Origin of the sequence: Niallia sp. 01092, assembly GCF_052318935.1 — a bacterium.
Taxonomy (GTDB): Bacteria; Bacillota; Bacilli; order Bacillales; family Cytobacillaceae; genus Niallia.
The window spans coordinates 118762-144828 of record NZ_JBQRKO010000013.1 but is presented as its reverse complement, the minus strand read 5'-3'; the positions used below and the strand labels follow the sequence as shown (position 1 = coordinate 144828).

At 35.3% G+C, this 26067-nt stretch carries 22 protein-coding genes and 2 pseudogenes; 8 read left to right on the top strand and 16 right to left on the bottom strand.

Going from position 1 to position 26067, the window contains the following annotated elements:
* Nucleotides 1–570: 570 nt before the first annotated feature.
* Together ACTXGU_RS13980 and iscB are read right to left on the bottom strand one after the other, a co-directional pair.
* Entirely contained in the window at nt 571–798 is a 228-nt protein-coding gene (locus tag ACTXGU_RS13980) for a hypothetical protein (RefSeq protein WP_443482137.1), read from the bottom strand.
* Nucleotides 799–882: 84 nt separating this feature from the next.
* Nucleotides 883–2117 (bottom strand): annotated as a pseudogene (iscB, locus tag ACTXGU_RS13975) (RNA-guided endonuclease IscB).
* Nucleotides 2118–2596: 479 nt separating this feature from the next.
* On the opposite strand from iscB, the gene ACTXGU_RS13970 reads away from it, so the two are divergent.
* Nucleotides 2597–2962: a cupin domain-containing protein gene (locus tag ACTXGU_RS13970; protein WP_443482136.1), complete on the top strand. Its 366-nt coding sequence runs from the start codon at nt 2597–2599 to the stop codon at nt 2960–2962.
* 213 nt (nt 2963–3175) lie between these two features.
* On the opposite strand, the gene ACTXGU_RS13965 is transcribed toward ACTXGU_RS13970, so the two are convergent.
* A complete protein-coding gene (locus tag ACTXGU_RS13965; protein ID WP_443482135.1) occupies nt 3176–3538 on the bottom strand; it encodes a winged helix-turn-helix transcriptional regulator in 363 nt (120 codons plus the stop codon).
* Between the two features lie 180 nt (nt 3539–3718).
* Between ACTXGU_RS13965 and hxlA the strand changes: the two genes are divergently transcribed.
* Both hxlA and hxlB read left to right on the top strand, forming a co-directional pair.
* Nucleotides 3719–4351 (top strand): 3-hexulose-6-phosphate synthase, encoded by a 633-nt coding sequence (gene hxlA, locus ACTXGU_RS13960; RefSeq protein ID WP_443482134.1) that lies wholly within the window; start codon nt 3719–3721, stop codon nt 4349–4351.
* A gap of 6 nt (nt 4352–4357) precedes the next feature.
* Complete coding sequence (hxlB, locus tag ACTXGU_RS13955) at nt 4358–4915, top strand: 6-phospho-3-hexuloisomerase (protein WP_443482133.1); 558 nt, start codon at nt 4358–4360, stop codon at nt 4913–4915.
* Between the two features lie 160 nt (nt 4916–5075).
* On the opposite strand, the gene ACTXGU_RS13950 is transcribed toward hxlB, so the two are convergent.
* A complete protein-coding gene (locus tag ACTXGU_RS13950; protein WP_443482132.1) occupies nt 5076–5537 on the bottom strand; it encodes a MarR family winged helix-turn-helix transcriptional regulator in 462 nt (153 codons plus the stop codon).
* A 117-nt stretch (nt 5538–5654) separates the two neighbouring features.
* Here ACTXGU_RS13950 and ACTXGU_RS13945 point away from each other — a divergent pair, with 117 nt between their 5' ends.
* Both ACTXGU_RS13945 and ACTXGU_RS13940 read left to right on the top strand, forming a co-directional pair.
* Nucleotides 5655–6440 carry an SDR family NAD(P)-dependent oxidoreductase gene (locus ACTXGU_RS13945; RefSeq protein WP_443482131.1) on the top strand — a complete coding sequence of 262 codons (786 nt, stop codon included), beginning with the start codon at nt 5655–5657 and terminating at the stop codon, nt 6438–6440.
* Between the two features lie 89 nt (nt 6441–6529).
* Nucleotides 6530–6763 carry an aldo/keto reductase gene (locus ACTXGU_RS13940; RefSeq protein ID WP_443482130.1) on the top strand — a complete coding sequence of 78 codons (234 nt, stop codon included), beginning with the start codon at nt 6530–6532 and terminating at the stop codon, nt 6761–6763.
* 105 nt (nt 6764–6868) lie between these two features.
* Here the strand turns inward: ACTXGU_RS13940 and hepT are convergent, their stop codons facing one another.
* The 4 genes and pseudogenes from hepT to ACTXGU_RS13920 all read right to left on the bottom strand — a co-directional run.
* Entirely contained in the window at nt 6869–7273 is a 405-nt protein-coding gene (hepT, locus tag ACTXGU_RS13935; RefSeq protein WP_443482129.1) for a type VII toxin-antitoxin system HepT family RNase toxin, read from the bottom strand.
* Nucleotides 7263–7670: a type VII toxin-antitoxin system MntA family adenylyltransferase antitoxin gene (gene mntA, locus ACTXGU_RS13930; protein ID WP_443482128.1), complete on the bottom strand. Its 408-nt coding sequence runs from the start codon at nt 7668–7670 to the stop codon at nt 7263–7265. Before mntA ends, hepT begins: the two co-directional genes overlap by 11 nt.
* 255 nt (nt 7671–7925) lie before the next feature.
* Nucleotides 7926–8246, bottom strand: a complete 321-nt coding sequence (locus ACTXGU_RS13925; protein ID WP_443482142.1) for an FCD domain-containing protein — start codon at nt 8244–8246, stop codon at nt 7926–7928.
* Nucleotides 8238–8484, bottom strand: a pseudogene (locus ACTXGU_RS13920) (RNA-guided endonuclease InsQ/TnpB family protein); the annotation flags it as partial. The gene ACTXGU_RS13925 and the pseudogene ACTXGU_RS13920, both read right to left, overlap by 9 nt.
* 554 nt (nt 8485–9038) lie before the next feature.
* On the opposite strand from ACTXGU_RS13920, the gene ACTXGU_RS13915 reads away from it, so the two are divergent.
* Nucleotides 9039–9851 (top strand): carbon-nitrogen hydrolase family protein, encoded by an 813-nt coding sequence (locus ACTXGU_RS13915; RefSeq protein ID WP_443482127.1) that lies wholly within the window; start codon nt 9039–9041, stop codon nt 9849–9851.
* Nucleotides 9852–10277: 426 nt separating this feature from the next.
* On the opposite strand, the gene ACTXGU_RS13910 is transcribed toward ACTXGU_RS13915, so the two are convergent.
* Nucleotides 10278–14768 (bottom strand): lamin tail domain-containing protein, encoded by a 4491-nt coding sequence (locus ACTXGU_RS13910; RefSeq protein ID WP_443482126.1) that lies wholly within the window; start codon nt 14766–14768, stop codon nt 10278–10280.
* A 384-nt stretch (nt 14769–15152) separates the two neighbouring features.
* On the opposite strand from ACTXGU_RS13910, the gene ACTXGU_RS13905 reads away from it, so the two are divergent.
* On the top strand, nt 15153–16271 hold the full coding sequence (locus ACTXGU_RS13905; RefSeq protein ID WP_443482125.1) for a HupE/UreJ family protein: 1119 nt from the start codon (nt 15153–15155) through the stop codon (nt 16269–16271).
* Between the two features lie 65 nt (nt 16272–16336).
* On the opposite strand, the gene ACTXGU_RS13900 is transcribed toward ACTXGU_RS13905, so the two are convergent.
* The 7 genes from ACTXGU_RS13900 to ACTXGU_RS13870 all read right to left on the bottom strand — a co-directional run bounded on the left by ACTXGU_RS13900 (nt 16337) and on the right by ACTXGU_RS13870 (nt 23290).
* Complete coding sequence (locus tag ACTXGU_RS13900) at nt 16337–17395, bottom strand: glycosyltransferase family protein (protein ID WP_443482124.1); 1059 nt, start codon at nt 17393–17395, stop codon at nt 16337–16339.
* 515 nt (nt 17396–17910) lie between these two features.
* On the bottom strand, nt 17911–18123 hold the full coding sequence (locus tag ACTXGU_RS13895; protein WP_443482123.1) for a hypothetical protein: 213 nt from the start codon (nt 18121–18123) through the stop codon (nt 17911–17913).
* A 47-nt stretch (nt 18124–18170) separates the two neighbouring features.
* Nucleotides 18171–18317: a hypothetical protein gene (locus ACTXGU_RS13890; RefSeq protein WP_443482122.1), complete on the bottom strand. Its 147-nt coding sequence runs from the start codon at nt 18315–18317 to the stop codon at nt 18171–18173.
* Nucleotides 18318–18340: 23 nt separating this feature from the next.
* Complete coding sequence (locus ACTXGU_RS13885) at nt 18341–20056, bottom strand: M56 family metallopeptidase (RefSeq protein WP_443482121.1); 1716 nt, start codon at nt 20054–20056, stop codon at nt 18341–18343.
* Nucleotides 20057–20064: 8 nt separating this feature from the next.
* A complete protein-coding gene (locus ACTXGU_RS13880) occupies nt 20065–21132 on the bottom strand; it encodes a LolA family protein (protein ID WP_443482120.1) in 1068 nt (355 codons plus the stop codon).
* Between the two features lie 2 nt (nt 21133–21134).
* The gene (locus ACTXGU_RS13875; protein ID WP_443482119.1) at nt 21135–22592 is read right to left on the bottom strand and encodes a HAMP domain-containing sensor histidine kinase; all 1458 of its coding nucleotides are present in this window, start codon (nt 22590–22592) and stop codon (nt 21135–21137) included.
* Entirely contained in the window at nt 22589–23290 is a 702-nt protein-coding gene (locus ACTXGU_RS13870; protein ID WP_443482118.1) for a response regulator transcription factor, read from the bottom strand. The genes ACTXGU_RS13875 and ACTXGU_RS13870 overlap by 4 nt, the downstream gene beginning before the upstream one ends.
* Nucleotides 23291–23810: 520 nt before the next feature.
* On the opposite strand from ACTXGU_RS13870, the gene ACTXGU_RS13865 reads away from it, so the two are divergent.
* The gene (locus tag ACTXGU_RS13865) at nt 23811–26054 is read left to right on the top strand and encodes a methyl-accepting chemotaxis protein (RefSeq protein WP_443482117.1); all 2244 of its coding nucleotides are present in this window, start codon (nt 23811–23813) and stop codon (nt 26052–26054) included.
* Nucleotides 26055–26067: the final 13 nt, after the last annotated feature.

Below are 26067 nucleotides of genomic sequence, written 5' to 3'. Positions count from 1 at the left end.
GCTTTGCTCCTGTGGGGTCTCGTCTTTCTCGCTAATCCCGTAGGAGTCGAGCGGACACCTCTCCAAACAAATGAGGTATTTCTTTTAAATAAAGGGTATCCCATAAATAGAATCATAAAAAAGGCAATAGGATGCCCGGGCGGATGAAATGTAATTTTTTTCATCTGGGCATCCTACCAATAAGCTTATAATAGTCATCTAGCTCTATCTGAAAACTCTTTTTTACAAAATTTAGCATAAAAAGGATAGTGCTGATAAAAGCCAACTTATTTTTTCCTTGTCGTGTAAAATAGGTTGGCTTTGAACGAGATTCACACATAAAAATAAAATCATGTAGCACGTTTTTGGTTACTTCTACTGCCTTTAAAAATTTACTTTTCCCTATAAAAAAAATCACCACACATCGTTGATATACCCCAAAATAGAAAGAACCTCATAATACTCCTTTCAGGTAGTAATGAACTTCAAGAAGAGAAACCCTTGAAAAAAGTGCACTTTAGGTCTATATTGTCAATTTATATGAAGTAGCATTCATACTGCCAGTTATTATATGATGATGAAATCTTGTATTTAGCTTGTAAGCAGAATTAATTCTTTATTTCTTTTATTCTGTTCTTCCTCAGATGCTAAATCGTATTTTTTTAAAAGATGAAATAGTTCGTTTAACATTTGCTGTGATTGATTATTTTTTAGAAAGCTATATAAATCTTCAACTAAAACTTCGGGTAGTAAGTTTTGTTGACTCTCTAGCTTTTTAACTACATCTTCGTAAGAATGATCTATATTGCATTTTCCCATAAGAGTCCCTGGTCATATTAAAGTATAACAATTCATACCCAAAACCTATTAAATTGACCAGGATTCACCTCCTTTTTCCGTGTTTTAATACCAATAAATTTTGTTAAATCTCCAAATTAATTTTAAAGGTTTTATCCCATACCTTTTCAGAATCTTCCCATCTATTGTTGTCATATTAAACTGTTTTCTTTCTGGGTATAAAGCGGTTATAAAACCAACATATTTTTCGCCATTTCTTTTGGTGTAACAAACGTAATCTCGATGCTTAAAGCCTTCCACTTCTTTCGTTTTAGCTTTGCTCTCTCTACGCATTGGTTTAATAACCCAGTCCTTTATTTCACACTTATGCCTAGTGACCTCTAAATTTGTTGTTACAATGGCGTCGTTGCTGTGACTCTTTTCAATATTCCAATCAATCCGTTTATTCGCTGTGTCTCCTCCGGTCGTGAGTGTTAAAGGAGCCACTTTTTTTAGTTCTGTCCGCAAATGCTTTTTCCCTTGCATCACATGCATAGCCGCTTTAAAATCGATCTTTTTTCCGCCGATGATGCCATAGAATCGCTCGGCGTGCTCCATTTCTTCCCCGTTAATCTGATCGTGACAGGAACTGCACAAAGTAATAAGATTTAAAATCGAATCAGCTCCATTTAAACGTCTAGGTGTAATGTGATGAACCTCTAACCTGCAATCGGTTTTCCCGCAGCTTTGACATGTATACTGATCACGCATGAGAGCAGCAATTCGTAAATGTTCATCTAAACGGTTTGATTTTTGATAGTGCCATCGGTATAGTTTTTCCCCTTCACTTAATGCTCGAATATCGATTTGCACATCCTCTAAATAAATATGGTTCATTCGGCACCATTGCGTTAATTTTTTGATCACACAAAGTACGGCTTCTTTCTTTTGTTTAATACTAGGGGGAATTCTTCCTTTTCTTTTCGATGCACAGCGATTATCAAATCGTTCTTTTCGATATTTTTTATGCGATCTTCTGTATTTTCGATATCCCGTCTTACACCCATCTTGTCTTTCACATCTTGTCTATGCTCGATCGTCCCTTTGAACACCGGTTTGTTTTTGGTTGCACCATCTTGAACCAAAGCAATTCCCGTATACTTAGCTCCATCATCAATACCTAGTGCAACCGGTGTTTTATCTATTTGCTCAAGTGGAATCTCTTTTAATAATTGAATCACCATTGGAAACTTGTTTACTAATTTCGCTCGATTTTTTCGAATTAAGTACCAGCCTTTGTTTTCTTTTGTCGGGCTCAAACGTTGACCGTTTAAGTCTAGTACAAAGCAATAAGAAGTCATCTCTGACCAACCTCCAAAAGGGTATTTTCCTTCTTGCTAAAGTCAAAGGGCGGACATGTGTTTTTGGTGTTTCGCTTCCATAACCTAGGTTAGCTTTCTTCCTCAACACTCACAGATCAGGAGACTGAAAGAACATCTCATCGGATACATTCCGTCAGGTGTGTTTTTACCGAACCCCTTCAACGTAGTTCATCGTGCTATCTTTCTTTCGAGAGACTACACTCACTTAAGCTGGAGAGCAATCAACCCTCCATAACCAAACCAAATGTTACGATTTGTTATGGTTTAATAACAGCTGTTGATAGCTCCATACTTTCATAACTTTAATATGATTTTATAAATTAATCCCTTTTATAGCAAGGACTTGGGCTTAACTAGAAAACATTTGTTTCATTTTATTCCCTCTTCTGGATGGTGTTAACATTCACAGTATTTGTTATGTTATACTTTAAATGACTAATAGTTTTGGAGGGATAACAGTGATTGAAAAGGTAAACCTTATGTCCAAATTTGATCTGATTCAAGAGTATTATCAGCCTAAGAGTATTGCAAATGTAAATGATTCAGCATTGAAAATAGTAAAATTAAAAGGTGATTTCATATGGCATCACCACGACGAATCTGATGAATTATTTTTAGTTATTAAAGGACAAATGAAAATAAAATTAAAAGATCAGGATGATATACATTTGAATGAGGGCGAATTGGTTGTTATCCCAAAAGGAGTAGAACATATGCCGGTAGTTGAAGAAGAAGCTTATGTTGCCCTAATTGAGCCATATGAATTGTTAAATACCGGGAATGTGCAAAGTGAACGATCTGTATATAACGTTGAAAAAATATAAAGTGTTATCTAAATCCAGCTTGTTTTGAAATGATATATTTTTACATTAAAACATAATTTTAGTATTAAAAATTGTTATGCTGTATTTCCATTTATACAAAAGAATAAAGAAGAGAGGCTGTCTCAAAAGTCGTTTTAAAACCTTTTGGGAAAGCCTCTCTTCTTTATGCTTACAGAAAATTATTAGATTCTTTCATTTCACCAAAAATTCATGCTATCGTATTTCTTTAATGGATGGCGGTGCATCAAGCACCGTTTCCATATAATTTTTCCCCCAATTGTACATGCTATCCAAAATTGGCATTAAACTTTCTCCTTCTTTCGTAAGAGAATACTCTACTTTTGGAGGTACAACCGGATATACGACTCTTTGAACGATAAGATCTTCTTCAAGCTCCCGTAATTGATTGACAAGCATCCTCTGTGTAATTTCTGGAATTAGTGCTTTTAATTCTCCAAACCTTTTGGTTCCTTCTTTACCCAAATACCAAAGAATCAACATCTTCCACTTTCCTCCGATAATGCTTAAGGTAAGTTCTTTTTCACAGTTAAATTCTTTATTCTCCATACGTCCCATTAGAAAACCTCCCGTTCCTTTATTCTCACATAGTATACTTTAAAACACTATCTAAAATAAAAGTGCGTACTTACTTAAAAAAATTATAAGCCGTATAATCAATCTTGTACAGAAAATATGTCACTAAATGTTAGCTTCTATTACAAGCTAAACACAAAAAATAATAAGGAGTGTACTGCAATGAAATTACAATTAGCATTAGATTTAGTAAATATTCCACAAGCAATCGAGGTTGTATCCCAAGTTCAAGAGTATGTTGATATTGTAGAAATTGGTACACCAGTAGTAATAAACGAAGGACTTCGTGCTGTGAAAGAAGTAAAAGAAGCATTTCCTAATACAAAAGTATTAGCGGATTTAAAGATTATGGATGCTGCTGGATATGAAGTAAGCCAAGCTAGTTCATTTGGAGCTGATATTGTTACCATTCTTGCTGTTGCAGAAGACGAATCCATTAAAGGTGCTGTTGCAGAAGCAAAAAAACAAGGAAAAGAAATCCTAGTCGATATGATTGCTGTTAAAGATATTAAAACACGTGCACAAGAGTTGGACGAATTAGGAGTAGATTATATTTGTGTGCATACTGGCTATGATCTTCAAGCTGTAGGCAAAAACTCTTTTGACGATTTAAAAGCAATTAAAAGTGTTGTAAAACAAGCCAAAACAGCTGTTGCAGGCGGCATTAAATTAGACACATTATCAGAAGTTATTGCAGCTCAGCCTGATTTAATTATTGTTGGTGGAGGAATTACAGGTCAAGAAAACATAAAAGAAACAGCATCTCAATTTAAAGAACTAATTGCACAAGGATAATTTTTTATGAAAACAACAGACTTTTTGCAAGAAGTGCTTAAAGAGCTGAATCACGGTGCAACTCTTATTTCTGATCATGATGCTGAAAAGCTGGTGAACAGCATCATGACTGCTAAAAAAGTGTTGGTAGCGGGAGCTGGAAGATCCGGATTAATGCTCAAATCATTTGCAATGCGTATGATGCACATGGGCATTGATGCTTATGTTGTAGGAGAAACAGTGACCGCTAACTTCGAAAAAGAAGATCTTTTAATTATAGGAACTGGATCCGGAGAAACTAAAGGACTTGTTTCCATAGCAGAGAAAGCCAAAAATATTGGTGGAGAAGTAATTGCTGTTACTATTTTTCCTGAATCCACAATCGGAATCCTTGCAGATCATTCTGTAAAACTTCCAGGATCACCAAAAGATAAAACGGACAGCAGCTTCCAAACAATCCAACCAATGGGCTCACTATTTGAACAACTTTTATTGCTCTTTTTAGACAGTGTTATTTTAAAATTCATGGAGAAAAAAGGGCTTGATTCTAATACGATGTATGGAAAACATGCAAATTTAGAATAGTAGAAAAAAGCGGATGTTTGTATTCCCTACAAGACAAACATCCGCTTTTCCTTGATTATCAACTCCAGTACCTTCAGAGATTCCCGGAACTAAAAAACATTATCCATCTTGATGAAGGTAAAACAAACCTTTAGTTCTTAGATTCTAAGGACTTATTATTCTAAAATCTTCTAGATATCTTCTCTTCACTAAGCGTTTCTTTAATTTGCTCTGAAAGCAAAAAGTTGAGATCTTCAACAGTAAAATTTTCTATGGCATTCATTTTCTCCACGATTTCATTGTTAAATATATTTTCTACTTCCCGTATTTGCCTCGTCAATTCTTCTCCAGCTTGTGTTAAGGAAATAATCGTTTTTCTATTATCATGTTGAGCTGCTTCTTTCTTTATGAAATTCTTATCTATCAATCGCTGTACAAGACGACTTGGATGCTGAGAGTTACATAATAATAAATCTCCTAACCCAGCAATGGACATTGGGCCAAATTTGGCTAAAACCGTAATAACCTCACTCTGACTCGGTGTAAGATCGAGTCCATTTTTTATTAAAAGATTAGAAAATCGTTGGTTCCCTTCCCTCTGAACACATTGAATTAAGTAACGTAATTTATCTACTGCCTCCAACAAAATCACTCCTTATAGGAGAAGTATAACATAATATATGCCTTGACATATATCTTTCATTCACCTATTATATGTCTAAACATATATGTTACAACATGTAATATTGGAGGAGAGAAAATGAAGAAATATGTATTGGTAACAGGTGCTTCTTCTGGAATTGGAGAAGAGTTTGCAAAACAATATGCCAGCAAAGGCTTTAATCTCGTGCTAGTGGCCAGATCGGAAGAAAAACTTTTAAAATTGTCTAACTTGTTAATAGAACAATATAACATTCAAGTTCATATTATTGCCCTAGATTTATCCAAAGAATATTCTGCTAATCACATTTTCAACTATCTTGAACAAGAACAAATCGAAATTGATATAGTAGTCAATAATGCAGGCTATGCGACAAATGGAAGATTAACAAATATCGATTTTCAGCATCAACACGAACAAATAATGCTTAATTCGGTTACGGTAATGGATTTATGCTACCTTTTTATAAAAGAGAGATTAAAAAATAAAAAAGGAGGCACGATTATTAATATTGCTTCAACAGCTGCATTCCACCCTATCCCCTATATGTCCATCTATGCTGCTACCAAGGCTTTTGTTCTGTCTTTTACAGAAGCATTAAACAAAGAATATCGTCAACATGGATTTGACATTATTGCTGTTTGCCCAGGAGCAACAGATACTAACTTTTTCAGTAATGGCGGAGTTTCCTTTGGAATTAAACGAACACCCTCAGATGTCGTTCAAACAACATTCAAAGGACTTAAAAAGCAAAAAATCAGTGTGATTGACGGGAAGCAGAACATCTTTTCATCAGTTCTTTTGCCAAAATTATTGCCTAGAAATCAGATGGCTAACTTGGTTTCCAATATTATGACAAAACGAATAGACAAAGACGGGCTATAAAATAAAAACAAGATTTTTAAGTTCGAATTTGGAGGTTTCTGAGATTGGATTAGGCTGCATGGGAAGGAGTCAATCATACGGAACAGCAGATGAAAAAGAAGCCATCTATACTATTCACTTATGCACTTGACTATAGAATAAATTTTTTGGATACGGCAGATATGTACGGAAATGGACATAATGAAAGGTTAATAAGCAAGGCATTAACTTTTTATAAGCGAACAACAAAAGCAATGATTGCTTCTAAATTCGGAATTGTTAATGGAGATGTGATTGATAAAAGTTTAAAAAGGTTAAATCTAGAATGTCTGAATTTATACTAGATTTGATTATTTTTCGAACTGCAGCCCAATTGTTAGCAGTGTCTAACAATTGGGCTGCAGTGTTTTAACTATCCTGCAACATGTTATGAGATTTTTTCTACTTTGTTAATATTGAAGAATTTGTTTCGTATAGATCGTAAAATCGTCGAGATGTTTCTCTAGGATTTGCTGCAATATTTCAAGATGAATTGTCTGATAGTCATGCACAGCAATATTTCGGAATCCAACCATTGCTTTCATTTTGTTTGCTATTTCATTTGTAATAATAGATTGAGACTCCAGCATATCAAATGCATCTCGACTAGTTTGAGGCAGGCCGAGGCGTTCTTCCGCAACAATATGCATCGCTAGATCAATACACGCTTCACAAGCACGTTGTATATTTAAAACAATGGAATCTTGCTTCGTATAATCCATCAAGTTTTGCGGATTCTGTTCATATACGTCCATAATACGATTTTTACAGCGTTCTATCACACTTATTTTATTTAAAATCACATCATTTTTCATAGATAGTCCCGCTTTCATCTACTTTATTAAGTATATCTTTTCTTTCCTCATTTAATTTTGCATACATGCTTAAAGCCTTCATTTGTTCTGTCATCCGTAACATTTCATCACTCGAAAATATGACTTTACCTGTCGTATATATTTGCGCCTGAAAAACGGTAGAAGCTTCTGCAATATTCACTAAGTCTACTTCTCTTTTCAATAATGCTGCTAATTCCTGAGCTATCATAAAAATCTCGTATTTAGTGACTACTTTGGATTTCGTATAAAAACCTATATCAATATCACTGCCATTATGTGTTGTGTTCTTTGCAAACGATCCAAAAACAATAATAAAAGAAGGATTTATTTTTCGGGTTAAAAATTCAGTGATCAGTTGAACTATGTCATTTTGCATCAGATCACTCCTTATTCATTTATATGAATATTATACCAAATTCCATTTGGATTTCTATTCTGCATAAAATTTAGGGGATGACAGTGCACTATAAAACGGAGGGGCCCTTTAATAAAGTCGGGCTCTCCACATAGTGAAAACCTGACTTTAATATATTATACTTCTATCGAAAGTTCATGCTTCGTTTCATTTAAAAATATCATAAGAAATATAAGTTTGTTAGCTCGATTTTTTAACAAAGTATTATCAATAAAATCAATCTTTAAAATTGGTTAAAATAGCACTTCTCGTTTTTTCTAGATGCTCGATCGTATGTTTGTAGGCCCCTTCTTTATCTTTATTTTTAAACGCTTTAATAATATTTGCATGCTCAGCAATAACTTCCTCTAGCCTCCCAGGAATGGCAATTGCTTTTGTACCTAACCAAAGAATTTGTTCACTAAGGATATTCATCCAATTAATTAGGCGTTTATTTGCTATTAATTCTGCTAAGTGAAGATGGATATCACCACCTGAATTAACAGCTAGAACCTCTTCTTCCGTTTGACTGGGCTGTGGAAGAAATGTTTCTTCCATTTCTTTTGGCTTTGTTTCTTCTTTAGCAGCCTTCTTTTCGAAAGCTTCCTTTTGAACATCATTCATTTTACCGATATTCTTTTCAATTAACTTTAACACTTCTTTTTGAAGCGGTTGCAGTTCTTTATTTTGAGTTAAACTTGTATACACTTGTCGGTAATAAAAGTTAGTCGTGTTGTACATTTGCATTCATACAAGAACTTTTAAAATAAGAATACATACAATGTCCTTTTTTAATTCAAATTTGATGTGTTTTGTATTGTTTTTCTTTTTCCTCCTTCATATTTTCCACCTACTCAAACATATGTTTGTAAGTATATTTCACCAAATGATAAGTACGAATGTCTTGTATTCACACTTTTAAAAGAAAAAATTCTTAATATTCTAAAAAAAAAAAAAAAAAACAATTCACCCCCTCCTTAAAACATTTGTTTTTGAAGAAGGGGTACTCTTGGCAAATATGATAAAATGATGGATAATGGCTTTTTTTATTTGTTTATATGCAAGAGATTTATATGAATCCGGTTTATCAATCCATCTAACAAGGAAAAGGCAGACTCTAACCTAATAAAGGCGGCGCGAGCGGAGCAACTCTATCCTTAATAAGGATTAAAAACAAACTATGGAAGCAACATTATTCGTATTGTTCCATTAAAATTGGCGTAGCTCCGTCCCCTTTTCCATACAAAAATCTGCAAAAAGGATCATTAAGGGCTTTTTTCATATACCTACTTTCATAACTTACATTTTAAAGTCCTGTAAAAAACTTAAAAAATAAATGAGGTGCTTAAATTGAAAATTGCTTTAGCCCAAATGAAAATGAATGAAAGTATTGAAAGTAACTTTAATAAGTCATTACAGTTAATAGAAGAGGCCGCTAAAAACGGGGCACAATTGATTTGTTTTCCGGAATTGCAACTTAGTCCTTTTTTCCCACAATATAGAGGTGTCGATACATCAGGCTTCTTACTTTCCATTGAGGATGAAAAGATTAAAAAAATGCAAGAAACATGCCGAAAGTTTAATATTATGGCTGTTCCTAATATATACCTGAAAGAAAATAATAAAAAGTTTGATACTTCTCTTATGATTGATCATACTGGTCATATCTTGGGCTCCTCAAAAATGGTCCATATCACGGATGCCCATCAGTTTCATGAACAAGAATATTATGATCCTTCTGATACAGGCTTTTTAGTCTATGACACAATCATCGGCAGAATAGGAATCATCGTTTGTTTTGATAGACATCTTCCTGAGAGCTATCGAATATGTGCTTTACAAAATGCAGACCTCATTATTATTCCTACCGCAAATACGAAAGAGGAGCCTTTAGATAAATTTGAATGGGAACTACGTATTGCTGCCATGCAAAATAATTTATTTATCACTATGTGCAATCGAGTTGGAATGGAAGGAAATATGGATTTTGCAGGGGAATCTATCGTTGTTAGTCCAAATGGAGATGTTATTGTTAAAGGGGATGATAAAGAAAGCATTATTTACGCAGAAATTGATAGTAGCGAAGTTGCCCTATCAAGAGAGGCCAGCCAATATCTTGAATTAAGAAGGCCAGAAATCTATCAACAAATATGTGAAGAATAATATGTATTCTGCTGAAAGGAAAACAATAAGGAAACTCCCCATTCAGCAACCTGAAAAATTCGGAAATTAAGACAAAGTTCGTTTTGCAAGGCTGTTTTCTATAAGTTTGTTGTTTTTGAATAAAATAATAAACATAGATTAAGCACTGAGCAGCCTGAATACACGTAGACTCCTGCGGGAAAAGCGAGAAAGACGAGACCCCACAGGAGCATAGCGACGAGGAGGCTCGGCACTCGTCCGCGGAAAGCGAAGTGTATTCAGGCTGCGGGTTACATAACAACAATCTATATGAAAAGAGCATTTTGCAAAAACTTCAGGCTGATCAAAAACATTTGTCTTTCAAAGCGAATAACAAAGAAAGCAAGCGTTTGTCGACAGCCTGAAGATACTGTTTTTTACATTTATCCATTCATTAACTACTTCTGACTATTTATTATATTTGGACCTAGGATCTGATTGGTTCGCATCTTGGATAGGCGGCAACGTAATTTCTCCTTTTGTAAATGTCCAAATGTCAGAAACCGCTCTTCCTGTAAAATCATCCTCAGCAACCGCATACCAATAATATTGATTATTCCCAGCTAAATCTTTCCAATCTGTTTCAGCAGTCCCGCCACTTTGAACATTTTTATCCTTCCCAATTTCTGTATCTGTAAAGATATTTACAGCAAAGTAGTCGGTAGCAACACGCTTTTCATTTGGCTGAAGATCTACCTGTATATTTCTCTCGTCTTTTTCAGGAAAAAGATTGGTATCATAGAAATTATAATCGTCTAAATACGGTGAATACGTATTGACCATTATTTTATTATTTTTTTGATCAAAATGAAGCAATTTCATATATCCTTGACCACCTTCAGGGCCACTTTGGTAGTCTCCAAGCATTTGATAGACTTGGCGATCAGGATTTCCATCCCCATTATCGTCAATTGGATCAATCAATGTTTCAGAGTCATGATAGTGCCCGCTCAGAACAGTGATGACATTTTTATTTGGCAATACAACTTGATTATAGATTTTATCCCCTAGCGGACTACGAGTTCCTGATACTAGCAAATACTCATGGAAGTTTAATATCGCTTTTCGATCTGGGAATTGCTTTAAGATATCACTCATCCATTGTATATCTTCATCCTGAACGCCCCATCCCATGTATAACATAATATAATCATTTCCATTTGCTGAAATAAAATCATAGTGTCCTCGATTGTTCTTATAAGAACCACCATAGTAAGACTTATCCTTGAACCTATCTTCACCAAACCACTTGCTAAATTGTTTATAGTCACTTGTTTTATGATCAACATCATGGTTTCCTGCTAGTACACCATAAGGAATATGATTGTCCTCCAGCACTTTCATAAATTTATCTGCATCTTTCCATTGATACTCTTGGTTGGATTTATCGACGATATCCCCTGTATGGAAGACATATTTAATTTTCATTTCTTCTTTCATTTCGGCAATCCAGTTCGTCTCTCTTTCATAAATCCATGGATAGCTGTCAGCATAGTATTGCGTATCAGACATCCAAACAAAAGTATAATCATACTGATTAGGTGAAATTGGAATTTCATCTTGGATTAATACATTTATTTTATTGTTTTTCACGAACTTACGAACTTCGGCAGTCCCTTTTAACTCAAAGTCTCCTTGGCCAGCAACTTTGAAATCAATTGTCGTCCATTTATTGGTCAAATGATTCCAAGCATACATGGATACTTTTCTGCCTTCTAAAGATTTCCCTTTCCACACCAATTCAACAACATCGGTTTTATCAACAGTAGAATCGACCGTTACATCAAATCGATGATAAGGGAATTTTGTTTTCGAATCTGTTATTAAATATTGTTGATCTTCTTTAGAGACAAGCGATATATCTTCCGCAGTAAAAGATTGTTCACCTTTGGGAACCATTGTATTTGGCGGTTCTACATCCGCTGCATTTTTATAGGCTTTAACATATTGTGTTTTAGATGCATCATATTGGAAACCTTTATAAAATAACACATTTATAGCATCATTTGTTGGATCCGTTACTTTTACCTTTAAAGTTGGATTCCCGTCTGCTTTTGCAGTAGATGAAATAAGCTCAGGCTTACTCGGATTTTCATTTACAACAGAAAAATGAACGGTTTTCTCTGCTTTGTTTCCTACTTTATCAAAAGCTGCAATTGTCAACTTATGTTCCCCAGGTGAGAGCTTGGATGACGCTGTATGAAATGGAACGGCAATTTCTTTTTCATCCAACATAACTTTAAGCGTTTGAATACCAGCAATTGCATCCGTTGCATCTACATTGATGGTAAATTTCCCTTTGTACACTTTCCCTTTCTTTATGTTTGTATTTATTACTGGTGCTGTGTTATCTACTTTTACGGAAACTCTTGCTTTTTCATCCGCATCTTGAACGCCAATAACATGCTTTCCATCAGAAACAGACATCGTATCCCATTTATATGATTTGGAAGGTGTATGCTTTTCAGGGATCGTAAAGGTGAAGTCTTCAAATGGTCGACTTTCTCCCATATCATACGATTTTTTTGCATCCTTGTGTGATGGATCCTTTATTACGGTTCCATTTGGCAATATTAAGCGCACATTACGTATTTTAAAATTATCACGATTTTCTTCCAACACGTCTAATTGGAATGGTGATACTTTATTTCCCGCACGTATTGTCATGATATTATCCCCTAATTGAAGACGGTCAGCATCAATAGGGACCGTAATGGTGTCCCAATCGTTCACACCGTCATCAAAAATTCGGATTATATCATTCCCAATTGTTACACCATTTTGAAAAAACGTATTCACTCCACTCGCTTCAAAAGCGAAATAAGCTGAATTTTCCATGGATTTATATATATTTTCAGCTGCTTCAGACTTATCAATCGATAATTTCACATGATCAGGTGAATCTGTCTTGGATGTCCCTTTCAGAATTTTTTCCCCTCTTAAAATATCACCATTTTTCACATTTAAACGAAGGCTAGCATTATTGAGATCCCTTGTAATCTTCACTTTAAATTTATTGCTTGTTACTTTATTCATTCCATCTGAAACGACAAAATAATATTCCACATATTTCTTTCCAAGTATTTCAGGTGGGTGGATCGTATAGTGATACATCGAATCATCAAAATTTTCCGCTAAAATGGCTTGCTTATATTTTTTATTCGTATTTGTTTTGTAAAATAATCGTACTGATTTTATGCCAATATTATCAGATGCATCGGCAACAATATTAATATCATTTTTTTGATCAATTTTTTTCAGCCCAGTCAAATTTTTAATAGTAGGTTTTACATTATCTTCTTCTATGTGAATAACTTTTTCAGGTACTTGGATTCGTTCAACTTTTCCCGGAGTAGCATTTTTCACACCTGCACTTATTTTCTTTAATCTAGTAGATCCATCGACAGGATATGTGTACATGATTCCTTTATTTGAGCGGGTATCATCTACATTAAATTCATCATTATAGTAAGAAACAGCGATTTCTTGATTAGAATTGGTGGCAACAGCCAAGCCTTTTGCTGCACCATTTGCCATTCCATCTCTATATATTTTAACAATTTCCTTGTTTTCCACTAATTTTGTCTTGTAATTTGCATTAAAATCCGCGACTGTTTTATCACCATTTTGTCCATTCATCATCCAAAATACGAGTGTTTTTCGAGAAGGAATCACTACATTATCTGGACTTGAAGGCCAAATGATATCTGTATTTGGGTCTATCCCGTTTCTGTAGTGAATCTTATAATCTCTAAAGTTAAGGTCCTTATCCGTATTGTTATAGATTTCAACAAATTCATACCCATCACCTGAACCTACATTCGTAGAATCAGGTACTAACTCTGTTACAAGAAAGGATGGAATTTTGCGATAATCTACTTTAGGTTTTTTAATAGTTAATGTATATTTCTTCGTTTTAGCATGATTTGTACCATCTGCTGCCTCGATATAGTAAACGATCTTTGATTCTGCACTCATGCTTGGAATTTCCCCAGAATACTTCGTTGAACCTTTTGCAGATTCGTCCATTGCTAAAGAAGTGAATTTTTTGTCTCCTTCTTTTTTATAATAAAGTGTCACAAATGGGTCTGCCACGTTATCTTTAATGACAGCTTTTATTTTTACCGGTGAGAAAACATTAGCATTCGTTACAGGTGTAAACGTAATGACAGGTGCTTTTGTGTCTGCCGGAATCGGATCAATCTTAACAGGATTTGCTGGAATTTGAACAGAATCAATCGTTCCTGGCGTTGGTCCTGCCAATACTTGATGTTTTTCCATTTCCGTTCCTGATGATGGATATTTGTATTGAATATCGGCACCTGTATTATCACTTTCAGCAGCAAGATAGCCGGCAGAAACAATTTCTGCTCCTGATCTATTCTTTATGATAATGGCGCGATTCCCCCCATTTATAAACCCTGGGAATACATCCTTAAATGCAATTACTTGATCACTTGTCAACGAAATTCCATAGTTTTGATTAAAATCAGCTAACGTTCGATTTCCATTATTAAACCAAAAAACTTTTGCTTTCTGCGGCTCAATGGTTACAGCAGGAAGTTGAAATCTTTTTTCTACTCCAGTGTCTGTGTATTTATATGTAAAAGAATAGTTTGATAAAGTTTGTGATTGATTCGAATTATTATAAACCTCAAAAAACTCATAATAATCTAACCCTCCTCCACTTGAATTTGGCGACAATTCCGTGATAAGCAGCTGAGGGTATCGATTATCATCTTCTTGTGAACCATAGGAGGATTGTACTTTCTCCGTACCTTTTTCCTCTGCAAAAACTAACTTGGACGGAACAGCAAAACTTACGTTTGTTGAAATGATAGAAAAAATAAAAACAAATAAAATAAGCTTCGTTAATTTTGTTGCTTTTTGCTTATTCATTGCTTCCTCCTTATTATCCTTGGTGGCATTCACCGATAATTTTAGAGGTTAATTGTTAATAACAATTCATTCAAATGTAAAATACTATAAATCTATGTAAAGGTTTGTTGGATATTTGTAATAAGAGATTTTCATTCCTTGCAACTGACCAGATCACTCTTAAGTAAATTGCCTTTGACTACGCCTTCATTATTGCTATCAAGCCATTTTACAAAAATCTATTATTTCTTTACAATGCATTCATCAATCCTTAGCAAAAAGTCAATAAGGTTAGTTATATGGAAGATTGCCATTATATTTTCTTATCATAAGGCTTTTCATAAGTGTTGTTATAAATACCACTTCAATCCCAAGAAATCCATTAACAAAGGAGAAAAACATCACATGCACCGGAAAATAAAACATATAGTAAAGATATTCCTCCTCTTATTTATTTCTATGTCATTCTTTCAAGCTCCAAAAGCAGAAGCTCATTCAGGTTCAACGGGTTATTCTGAAGTGAAAATAGAAGGAAATAAAGTAAACTATGATTTATATTTACTTGCAGATCTTCTTGGTGGGTTGTTAAAAATCGATAAAAACCATGATGGTTATATGAAAGAAAATGAAATTACCCAATCCACATCAGAAATAGAAAACTTTGTACTTAAGAACCTTACTGTTATAAATAATGGAGTAAAAGGGAAAGGCAAAGTGACTACTATAGAACAAGTGGACAGATTTAATTTTTCGATGTTCAATGTTCGTTTGGAATTTATATTTGATCAGCCAGTTGAAGAGTATGAAATGGACTACAATATTTTTTTAAATGATATTGACGTGAATCACCATAACTACGCTTCCATTTATTTTGGAGATAAAGTGATGGAACATGTATTTACTAAAACGGACAATATTTTTAAAGGTCAAGACAACACAGCAAATAGCCCTTCTCAAAATAAGGCTACAGAAAACAATAACGAAGGAATACTCGGATTTAAGGATTATTTAGTGTTGGGAATGAAGCATATTTGGTCAGGATTTGATCATTTACTGTTTTTATTCGGCCTATTACTTGCGAGTGGAACATACCGAGAATACCTTAAAATAGTAACAGCTTTTACTATCGGTCATAGTATAACTTTAGCGTTGGCAGCTGCAGAAATTATCATCATTCCTGGAACTATCATCGAACCGCTCATTGCACTGAGTATTGTTTATGTTGCGGTTGAAAATATATTTAAGAAATCAATAAAATGGCGATGGCTCCTTACACTATTTTTTGGATTAATACATGGTTTTGGTTTTGCTGATATTATAATTGGAAAATTAGGCGATCAATTTATTCTTCCACTCTTCTCTTTCAATATTGGTGTGGAGATAGGACAGCTTGTTGTCCTTATGATTTTGGTTCCATTTATTTGGTATCTTAAAAAAATTCGTTGGCAAACTCAGGTTGTAAATGCTGTTTCATCTATAATTAGTATGGTTGGATTGTATTGGCTCATTGAAAGAATCCTGTGAATAAGAAAAGTACGCGACTATCGCGGGATTACCTATTTCTTCAACTTGCTGGCTTATGGGATACGTCACCCCAAAGCCAGCAAATCTTCCACTATTCTATCTACTTCATTTACAAAAATAGTTGGTTTGCTTTGACTCTGTTTGTCGAATGAAACTTGATATTCCTTAAACTCATCCCATTCTATTATGTCACCTAAATGATGTTCTTTGATGTATTGGATCGTATTTTGATCTTCTTTTAGTTCTTTTCTGTTTAAGATTAGTAGCGGCACTTCGTTGACTACAGCCTCGCTAATGGTTCCCCATCCTGCTTTGCTTATTACTAAATCGCTTGCTGCAATGTAATGTTGAGATTCGGTATCATCCACTGGGATGGAGAAAACATTTTCCCTTTTAATACTTACATTCGATGAAACAATAAACACACAATTTTCACTACTCCAAATTGGCAGTGACTGAACATCGACATTATTTATTTTCATCCCTAATCCAAAGAAGATGATTTTTTTATCTTGATTTGGATTTACTGCATTCTTTATTTTAACAACTTCTTCATCATCAACCTTTCTAGCATAAAAGGAATAATATTTTTTATTGCCATTCCATGATCTTTCCTTATTCCCAGCTAATAAAAAGAAATGGTTCATTTTGTCATACGCTCTTTTGAAAACATCCAGCTTTGCTGTGTCTACGATATTTTCATATGCTGTATACCAAGTAAAATTGGAAATGCCGACAGACGGAATCTTTAAGTTCGAAGCAGCTTCAAATGGTAAAGGCGATATATCAGAAATAACGAAATCGATTTCATTTTCTGTTAAAAAATTCTCCTCCTCCTTCACTTTCTCCGTCCAATTTTCTATAAATAAATCATACTCTTTGTTTATTTTCTTTATATCTGGTCTGATAGTTTGTTCATTTACATAATACCCAACATCTGTATTGATATTGCGAATAGAAACACGTTTTGAAGGAAGGGATTGGTTTAGGAAAGGGATTGCAAATGAGGTACAAATAACAACATGAATGTTTGACTTTCTTTCTAATAAACCGCGTATGATGGCAATAGATCTAGAAGCGTGTCCATAGCCATAGTCAGATATATAATAAGCGATCGTTTTCATAAAGTGCCTCCATGTTTCTTGGATAATTGAACAAGAAGTGATTCCCTATCAACTACATTAATTGGTAAATTATGATAATCTAAGTTTATCATACGTTACATTTATTGATAACAGGCAAATATCATTAAATACCCTATGCCGTTCCAGAGTATATAGTTTATATATCCAATTCGATTTCAACTACATTGTAGACAAACATTTTTTTATGGAGATTTAAAAAAAGGCTGTTTTCGTATAGATTGTTCTTATAAACTCGCAGCTTGAATACACTTCGCTTTCCGTGGGCGAGCGTCGAGCCTCCTCGTCGCATACGCTCCTGTGGGGTCTCGTCTTTCTCGCATTCCTACAGGAGTCTACGTGTATTCAGTCTGCTGAGTACTTCTTCTCCCATTTTTTTACGTAAATAACAACAAACTTTGAGAAAACAACCTAAAAAAAATACCAACAAAATGAACCTTTTCTTTTCTCATTTGAACTTCCTAATTTAAGTGCTGGTATAATCCGAGTTTTTCGAATTACATAAGCTTTTCAAACAGATAGTTTATAATCAGCATCAAAATAAATATCACTATATAGCCTATCAAACAGGTTATAATGCTAAAACTAATTGTTTTTCGTACAGAAATCTGCTCTTTTTTATAACCAATAATCAATGCACAATGAATAGCAATTACCGTCATGCAAATAATAATTATCGTAAATATGGAAAATAAAGTTTGTGGACTCATATCCTCACCTTCTATTCATTTCATTCACTCCCCATGAACGCCTTCTTCTACCCTAACAAAATCCGAGCATCCAATAATATAAAGCCCCCACCTATAACACTTAGTAAAATGCCTAATGGTGAAAAGCCAGCTATATAAATGCCAAGTGGAAATAGAAAAGCTCCTAAAATAAATAACCCTTTTGCAAGCTTCAACCATCTCATCCTTTCATTTCGTATTATCGTGTAACACATTCTTTCACTCGATCAACAAACCATCTGTACCAAATTCCTTTTCCCCAACCGTTTTGATTAGTTTTTAATGATTGCACTCTCCAGTACAATGGAGGATGAGGCATAAATTGAAATTCTAGCACTCTCCAAATCCAAGATTCTCGCTCAAGAGTATCCAGCGGTTTTTTCCTATCCTTTTCGGGTACACTAAATGCTATCGTTTTATTCACCTCTTCATCCTGCTTCCGTGCAAGTGTCGATAGGGCTTCAGCCATTTGTGCAGAACCTCCATTTAAAAAGGAAGCACCTAAATGATCCGCTCTCACTTCCATCCACTGCGAGCAAAAAGAGCGGTAAATTGGAAAAAGAACCATCAGCAGCCAAATGATGAAAACACTAAATGTCTTATGATCTTCAACAAAAATGCGAATCTCCTTATAAAAAGAGAAAACAAAAATTAACATGATCCCTAGAAAAAGTGCATTAATAAGCTGGCTCCACAAAACATCCCTTTTTTTCACATGGACTGCCTCGTGAGCCAAAATCCCCTCAATCGCTTCCATTGGGAGTTTCATCGTAGCCGTTGTTAAGGTCACCATTGCCCGCCCAATATTCATGCCTGTTGCTAATCCGTTATATTGCGTTGACTCCGTTTCATACACTTTCACCTTTGGAATACCTGCTTTTTGAAAAATCCGCTCTGCCGCAGCTTTCACTTCTAGATTAGTCGTTTCCTTTGCATCCATCGCTGCTTTTAATACACGATCAGATATATAGATATTATAAATCCAATACATTACACCTGCAGCTGCCATAATCCATTCCGAAACCTTCAAATAATATAAAAGAAGCATCAAGCCTGAATAGGCAGAAACACCTTTGACTGTCACAGCAAAATACAGCTTTCCAAGCAATCGTTTTATATTTTTCTTATGGAATAAAGGTAGAACTTCAATTGGTTTATCCACTGGATTTTCTAATGAAATTTCCCGTTCAAAAACACTCTTCCATTTTTCAGATTCTTTCATAGTCAAATAAATCATCTCACCAGGAAACGTAATTCTTAATACTTTTTCATATCCCGTAGTAAAATCCTGATTCGATGAAAATAAGGTCAATAGCGGATGAAGCTTCAAAAGATCAACGGAAGATTCGATTTGAATTTGTTTTATCTCGTTAATTGGCATTTTTCTTGCTTCAAGTCTTGTTAGAACATATAAGGTCCCTGTCAACTCGGAAAAATACACCTTTACTTGGCTGTAAATGAGCATTCTTTTGATCATCTCTGTTACGACTGTAACAAATCCAAATGCAATTAATATTTTCAATACGCTAGTCTCAGGACCAAAAATCAGAAATAAAATTCCACCTAAAAGAATCACAAGAGTAATCGCTAAATCGATCATGATTCTTGTTGCATCTTTATAAAGCGTGATTTCTTGTACATGATTGTGCTTAAGCTCTTCTTTTAGTTCATCGTATTTTTTTTGTCCAACCGTAAGCAAAACAAAAGAAGCGTATCCATTACCCATAAAGGCAATATAAGTGAATCCTCCCGGAAAATGATAATAATAAAATGTATATGCAATCACTCCCAATGCACATACGATTTCCACCACATACCCTGCTTTTTTATGAAACTTTCCAATCAACATTCCTAACACGCTAATTAAAATACCTATAAATAGCAGCAAACAAATTTCCCAAAAGCTTGGCAGCATGCCATCACCTACTTTTCCGAACTTAGCTTCATTTGGTCTGTCATTTTAATTACTTCATCAACCGATAAATCTGGATTTTTAACAATAATGGTATACCGAAGCCCATTTTCATCCCAGCTGATGCTGTTGATTTCATCCATCTTTTCCGCATTGAATCCTCGCACCTTTGTGCTACTCTTTCCAATCTTCATTTCTTCACCCTCCGGTGTTGGAAAAATAGATAATGTAAAGGAACCACTTTGATCGTTCAAATAGGAGATTGTGACTTCTGTTCGATTAATTTCGCCCTTTAATTCATCTATGACAATTTGACCCAGCTTTGCTTGACGGTCATTAAAAAGGAGAAAAGGCTGTCCTAATGCGGCTTCTGCTTCTTCCACTGTCCCAATGTTCGATTTATTTTCCTCTTCTATCGACTTTATTTTTACATGTTTCGGCAAGTCTAACTTGAAAGTTTTTTCTGAAAAATCAGGTGAAAAGTCAAGCTTCTTATATTCCAATTCAGAACGTGATTCCCCGCTGTTTGTAATAGATTTCACAACAAACCATGTTTTTTGATCTACCCAAAATTCCATATCTCCTAAAATAGAGTCTTTTGATTTTGCACTAGCTTTTATATGATGTGTTTTTAACCCAAGTATCTCTTCCTCTCCCTCTACTTGATAACTATGGGTTTTTTTGATTGCTTCAAGCATTTGTGTAAATTGTTCTTTTGGAGTCCCCAAGCTTGGCATCCCTTTAATAGACATGCTATAAGCTGTATCTCCTCCTTCTTCATAGGTGATTACGTTTTCTCCATTATTTACAGAAACGCTCTTTTGATGTTGTTTCAAATCCTCTATTACATATTTTCTTTTTCCATCTGCACCTGTATAGTCTTTAAACACCATGCTCCCCGTAAGTTTATCTCCTTCGTAAACTTTTATCTCTCCTTCTCCGTAATAGCTTTCCGTTTTTTTGCTAGCGTCTAATACATTAGTAACCATTTCGTCGGCAGATGCCGTCATTGTCTCTGAACATCCGCTTAACAAGCCCAATAAAAGTATCATGCTTACGAATCTATTTATTATTTTCAAATTTAACCCTTCCTTTCTTGTAGCCAACATGCAACTAACGTCCCATATCCAGCTTTGGACCATAGCCTGATGCTTCCATTATGTTGTTCCATTAAACTTTGAGCAATGCTTAAACCCAATCCTGAACTACCGCCAAGCCCTCTCGCTCCTTCCCCTTGGACAAATGGCTGAAAAATGCTTGATTGCTGTTCCACTGGAATGGCGTTTCCTTGATTTTGAATCAAGATAACGGTTCCACCCTGTCTCCACTTCTCTACCTCTTGATAAAAAGGAGGAAAAATCCATTTAGGTAATGAACATTCCTGTGAAACAGCCGCTAGCCAAATGGGATTCCCTTGTTCCGTATGGCGAATCCCATTTGACATGACATTATCTACTATACGAATCATTTGCTTAACGTTGACATCGTAGGAGCCTTGAATACATTGATCGACTGTTAACAAAAGTCCCTTTTTTGCACATGGCTCTTCATAACCTGACAAAAGCATGTCAAAGAATTCATCGCCATCCACTTCAACAAGTTCTATTTTTTCTTGTGAGGACTGTAAAGCTGTATACATCGTTAAATCATCGATAATTTGTTTCATATACTCTAATTTTTCAAATAAAATTGTACGATAGTCCCTCTTTTCATCTTCTGACAAACCCTTATCTTTCTGTAAGGCTTCTGTGTACGCTCGTATAACTGTTAAGGGTGTTTTTAAATCATGTGATAAAGACGCGACAATAAATTCCTTTTCCTTTTGCTGCTTATGCAGCTCTATCCTTGTTTGTTCGATTTGTGATTTCATCTGTTCAAAATGAACTGCCAGCTCGCCCATTTCATCTGTTGTTTTTTTTAGATTACTAGGAACGGTTTCTCCATTTGCAAAAGCTGTCATTTGCTTTCTTAACAACAAAAGCGGGCGGTTTAATTTACGATTTAATAACTTAATTACAACAACATAGAGTAATAGAAAAAAGCTAATAAATATAATAGAGAGATACATAGTACGATGATTAACTCCCTGTATCCAATCATTCCGTCCAATCGTGATCTCGTAAATCCCCACTAATTTCCCATCATGGAAAACTGGCTTTTTTAACGAATATGTCCGGTAATTCTTTTGCAGCTCATTTAAATGTTGATACAATTCGTCTGGAGTTTTCGAGCTGTTAATAAGTGAGTCCTCTATTGAAGAAAATAACAAAGCCCCATCAAAACGATACAAGGAGATTTTTATACTTTCATCGGTCAACTTCAATACATTTTTATAGTTGTCAATTGGTTGTATATCGTAATAGGACGGGATTTGTAGTTCGGACTCGATTTCATCTATTTTTTTGGTGACATTCATGTATTCTAGTAAATTTTGCTTTTGATCGTAGCTGCTAATGCTTAGGTAAAGAAAATAAAGAATCATTACAGGTAAAATCATGACAATAAAATAGCTGATCATTAGCCAATACTTAATTTTCATGCAATCGGCTCCCCAATGAAGCGGTAGCCAACACCCCAGACCGTTTGGATAAATTTTGCTGAACGTGTTCCATCATGCAGCTTGGATCGTAAACTTTTAATATGCACCGTCACAGTATTATTCCCGTCTACATCTTTCTCTTGCCAAATATGTTCATAAAGCTCTCCTTTTGAAAATGTTTGAAAAGGATTTTTAGCTAAAAGGAGTAATAAATCCCGCTCTTTTGACGTTAAAGAAAGCGGACCATCATTTAAATAAGCAATCTCTTTCGAAAAATCTAACGTCAACCCATGAACATATCGAGCTAAATGGTCATCGTGTTTATTTAAATAACGTCTGTATCTTCTTAAATGGGAGTTGATCCGAGCCGTAAGCTCCTCCAGACTAAATGGCTTCGTTAAATAATCATCTGCTCCTAAATCAAGTCCCTTTATTTTACTTTCCCCTTCAAGCCTTGCACTTACAATTAATAAAGGGATATCACTTTCCAGTCTAATTTTCTTACAAAGGGCAAAACCATCCATTTCCGGCAGCATTAAGTCTACTAAAATAAGATCAAAGTCCGCCTTTTTAAAGTCCTCAAACCCTTCTTTTCCTGTCGACGCCCATGTAACTTGAAATCCGGCCTTTCGCAAATGATCACGAACCACTCTTGCAATCTCATAATCATCTTCTACGATTAATATATTTTCTTTCATTTTTTCTCCTTTCATGAACTCATTATATCTATGAAATTACAGTAAAAAGCAGACTTTATAAATACTTTATACTTTTTTTGAGGGGTCAGACCCAATGTTATCAACTTAAGATACCATAAATTGAAAACTATGAAATATCATGGAATTAGATACCCTTTATGTAAAAGAAATACCCAATTTGTTTGGAGAGGCGTCCGCTCGACTCCTACGGGATTAGCGAGAAAGACGAGACCCCACAGGAGCAAAGCGACGAGGAGGCTCGGCGCTCGCCCCGTGGAAAGCGAGCGGTAAGCCTCGGAGAACAGAACGGAAACCCTTACTTCCTAATTAGTTGCTTATTTTCCTGTTTTTTGAAATTCATCTTGATGACATTGTGGTCAGACCCTTAGGAGTTCCTATTGAAATCTTAGAAAAATCAAAATATAATAAAAACTAGTTCTATTTTAATGGTGCTTTTATCACACATAAATAATAAACAAACTAAAGTTAGTTCCGAAGCAAAGATGATGAACTATTTTTCATGGAACAAAGGATTGTACATGATGGATTGTTCATGTTTTATGCACTGTTAACAAATGGATTGGGGGTAAATATGGGGTTTTTTGATTGGTTAGATTTTCGTGAAGGCCTTCCGCTTTGGTGGTCTTGCAAGTTAAACAAAAAAATGACTGCATCTGTAGAGGAGATTTTTGAAGGTATTGCCAAAACAAGATTAGCGGTCCTGACAGAATGGGCGAATGAACAGTGGGATTACTTGGCGAAAACATCGATGGAAATGGATCGCATCTCACAAGAAAATTTTAGTTTATATCTAAACAATAAGCTAAAGAAAAGCAAAGATTTCACCGAGTTATTTTTGCTAAATACAGATAAACAAGTGGAAGCTTCTACTTACTTTCAGCATAAAGGAGTTTCTTATACAAACCATCAAGATAACTATTATCGAAAAGCAATTGATAATGTAATCGAAAGCAGCGAACCTTTATTGTATGGACCATTTACAGATAGCCTTACATTGGAAATTGGGCCGCGAACTTCCAAATTCCATGATGAAGTAACACTGCTGTTTTTGCAGCCAGTTTTCAATCAAGGATCGTTGAAATACATATTGGCTGGACGGATTCCGAATGACGTCGTAGGCGATTTAATCCAAAGGGAAGCAGGACATGTGTATCAGGATTCTGGCGATAATTATTTATTCATGGCCAAGTCCAATTTCAACCCAACAATCCCCCAAGGAATCGCGTTGTCACGGAGTCGATTCGAGGATCAGACGTTTACTTTTGGAGAAAATCTAAAGGATGGTGTTCACACTAAGCATTGGGGTACGGTGCAAATTAAGAATCACACCGAATTCGAAATTAGATTTACAGATCCGGCAACAAACGAATTGCATCCAGGTGTCATGAATACGATTCATATAGGGGAAAATTTATTCGTTGAGTTTCCAGGGTATTCAGACTACCGTCATATACCCGTTATCGGGAAGGGTGTCACCTTTCACCTCCCTGGATCAAAAGATATTTGGGGGATGATGTGCGAAGGGGATTTAGAAGAAGTGTATCGAAATCGCTCTCTTAGCTGGAAGCTAGGGAAAAGCTTTGCCATCCTCCTATTCATCGCCATCATGTTAAACACAATTTTTACAATGATTGTTCCGGTTCCTTCTATCTATATTCTAGCAATTAACGTATTATATGCGCTATTTTCGATTCGATATTTTTATAAAAAAGCGCTTATTCCCATTGTGTCTCGGCTGCAGCAGATGACAGACATTATTCGAAAAATAGCGGAAGGCGGCGGTGATTTAACGATCCGTCTAGACAAAAAGCTGCTATTAAATGATGAAACTGGCGCTTTAGGACGGTGGGTGAATAATTTAATTGACAGCCAAGATGAACTGATGAGTAAAGTAAAATCGGTTACACTTGATGTAGAAGAAACGAACCAATCATTAAGAGAAAAAACCGTATTAGTAGAAAAAGATTCTGCTTCTGTTATTAATCAAATGGAAGAAATGCTGCTAGGAATGAACCGTCAATTGCAAGACGTAGGACAAGCAATGAGTCAAGTAGACCAAATTAGTGCTACGCTAGAAGGACTAGAAAATCTTTCTCAGCAACAATTAGTACAAGCCCAAAATCATGTCGAAAGCATTGATGAGAAAATGACGCAGATCGTTGAGAAAGTGCATAGTGCCTTACATTTAACGAACAATTTCACCGACCTTTCTAACAATATCAGCCGCATTGTGGATTCTATTATTACAATTGCACAGCAAACGAACCTGTTAGCCTTAAATGCAACGATAGAAGCAGCAAGAGCGGGCGAATATGGCAAAGGCTTCACGGTTGTTGCCATGGAAATTCGTAAACTAGCTGATCAAACCACGATTGCAACAAAAGAAATCAGCGAAACATTAGAAGAAATTGAGGAAAGCTCCACACTCGTTCAAAAGGCTATTCAAGAGAGCAGCGAAGAGGTGGAAAAAGGGTCTGATTACGTTAATGTCGTTCGAGGGGTATTAAGCTCGATGGCTCAATCATCCGCTTCCGGTCCAAATGTAACCGACCAAATGAAGGAGATTATTACGAATATCGCAACCATCAATGAAAAGAATGTAGAAGCCGTACAAAGCATTGATCAATCTACTGCAAAAATGGTCGATCTTATCCAAGATTCTCGGTTTGATTCCAAGCAAAGTTCGCTCGTTGTTTCCACACTGAGACGGATCGTTTCAAGGTTTAAACTTTCGAGGAAGTAAAATTTTGATAAAA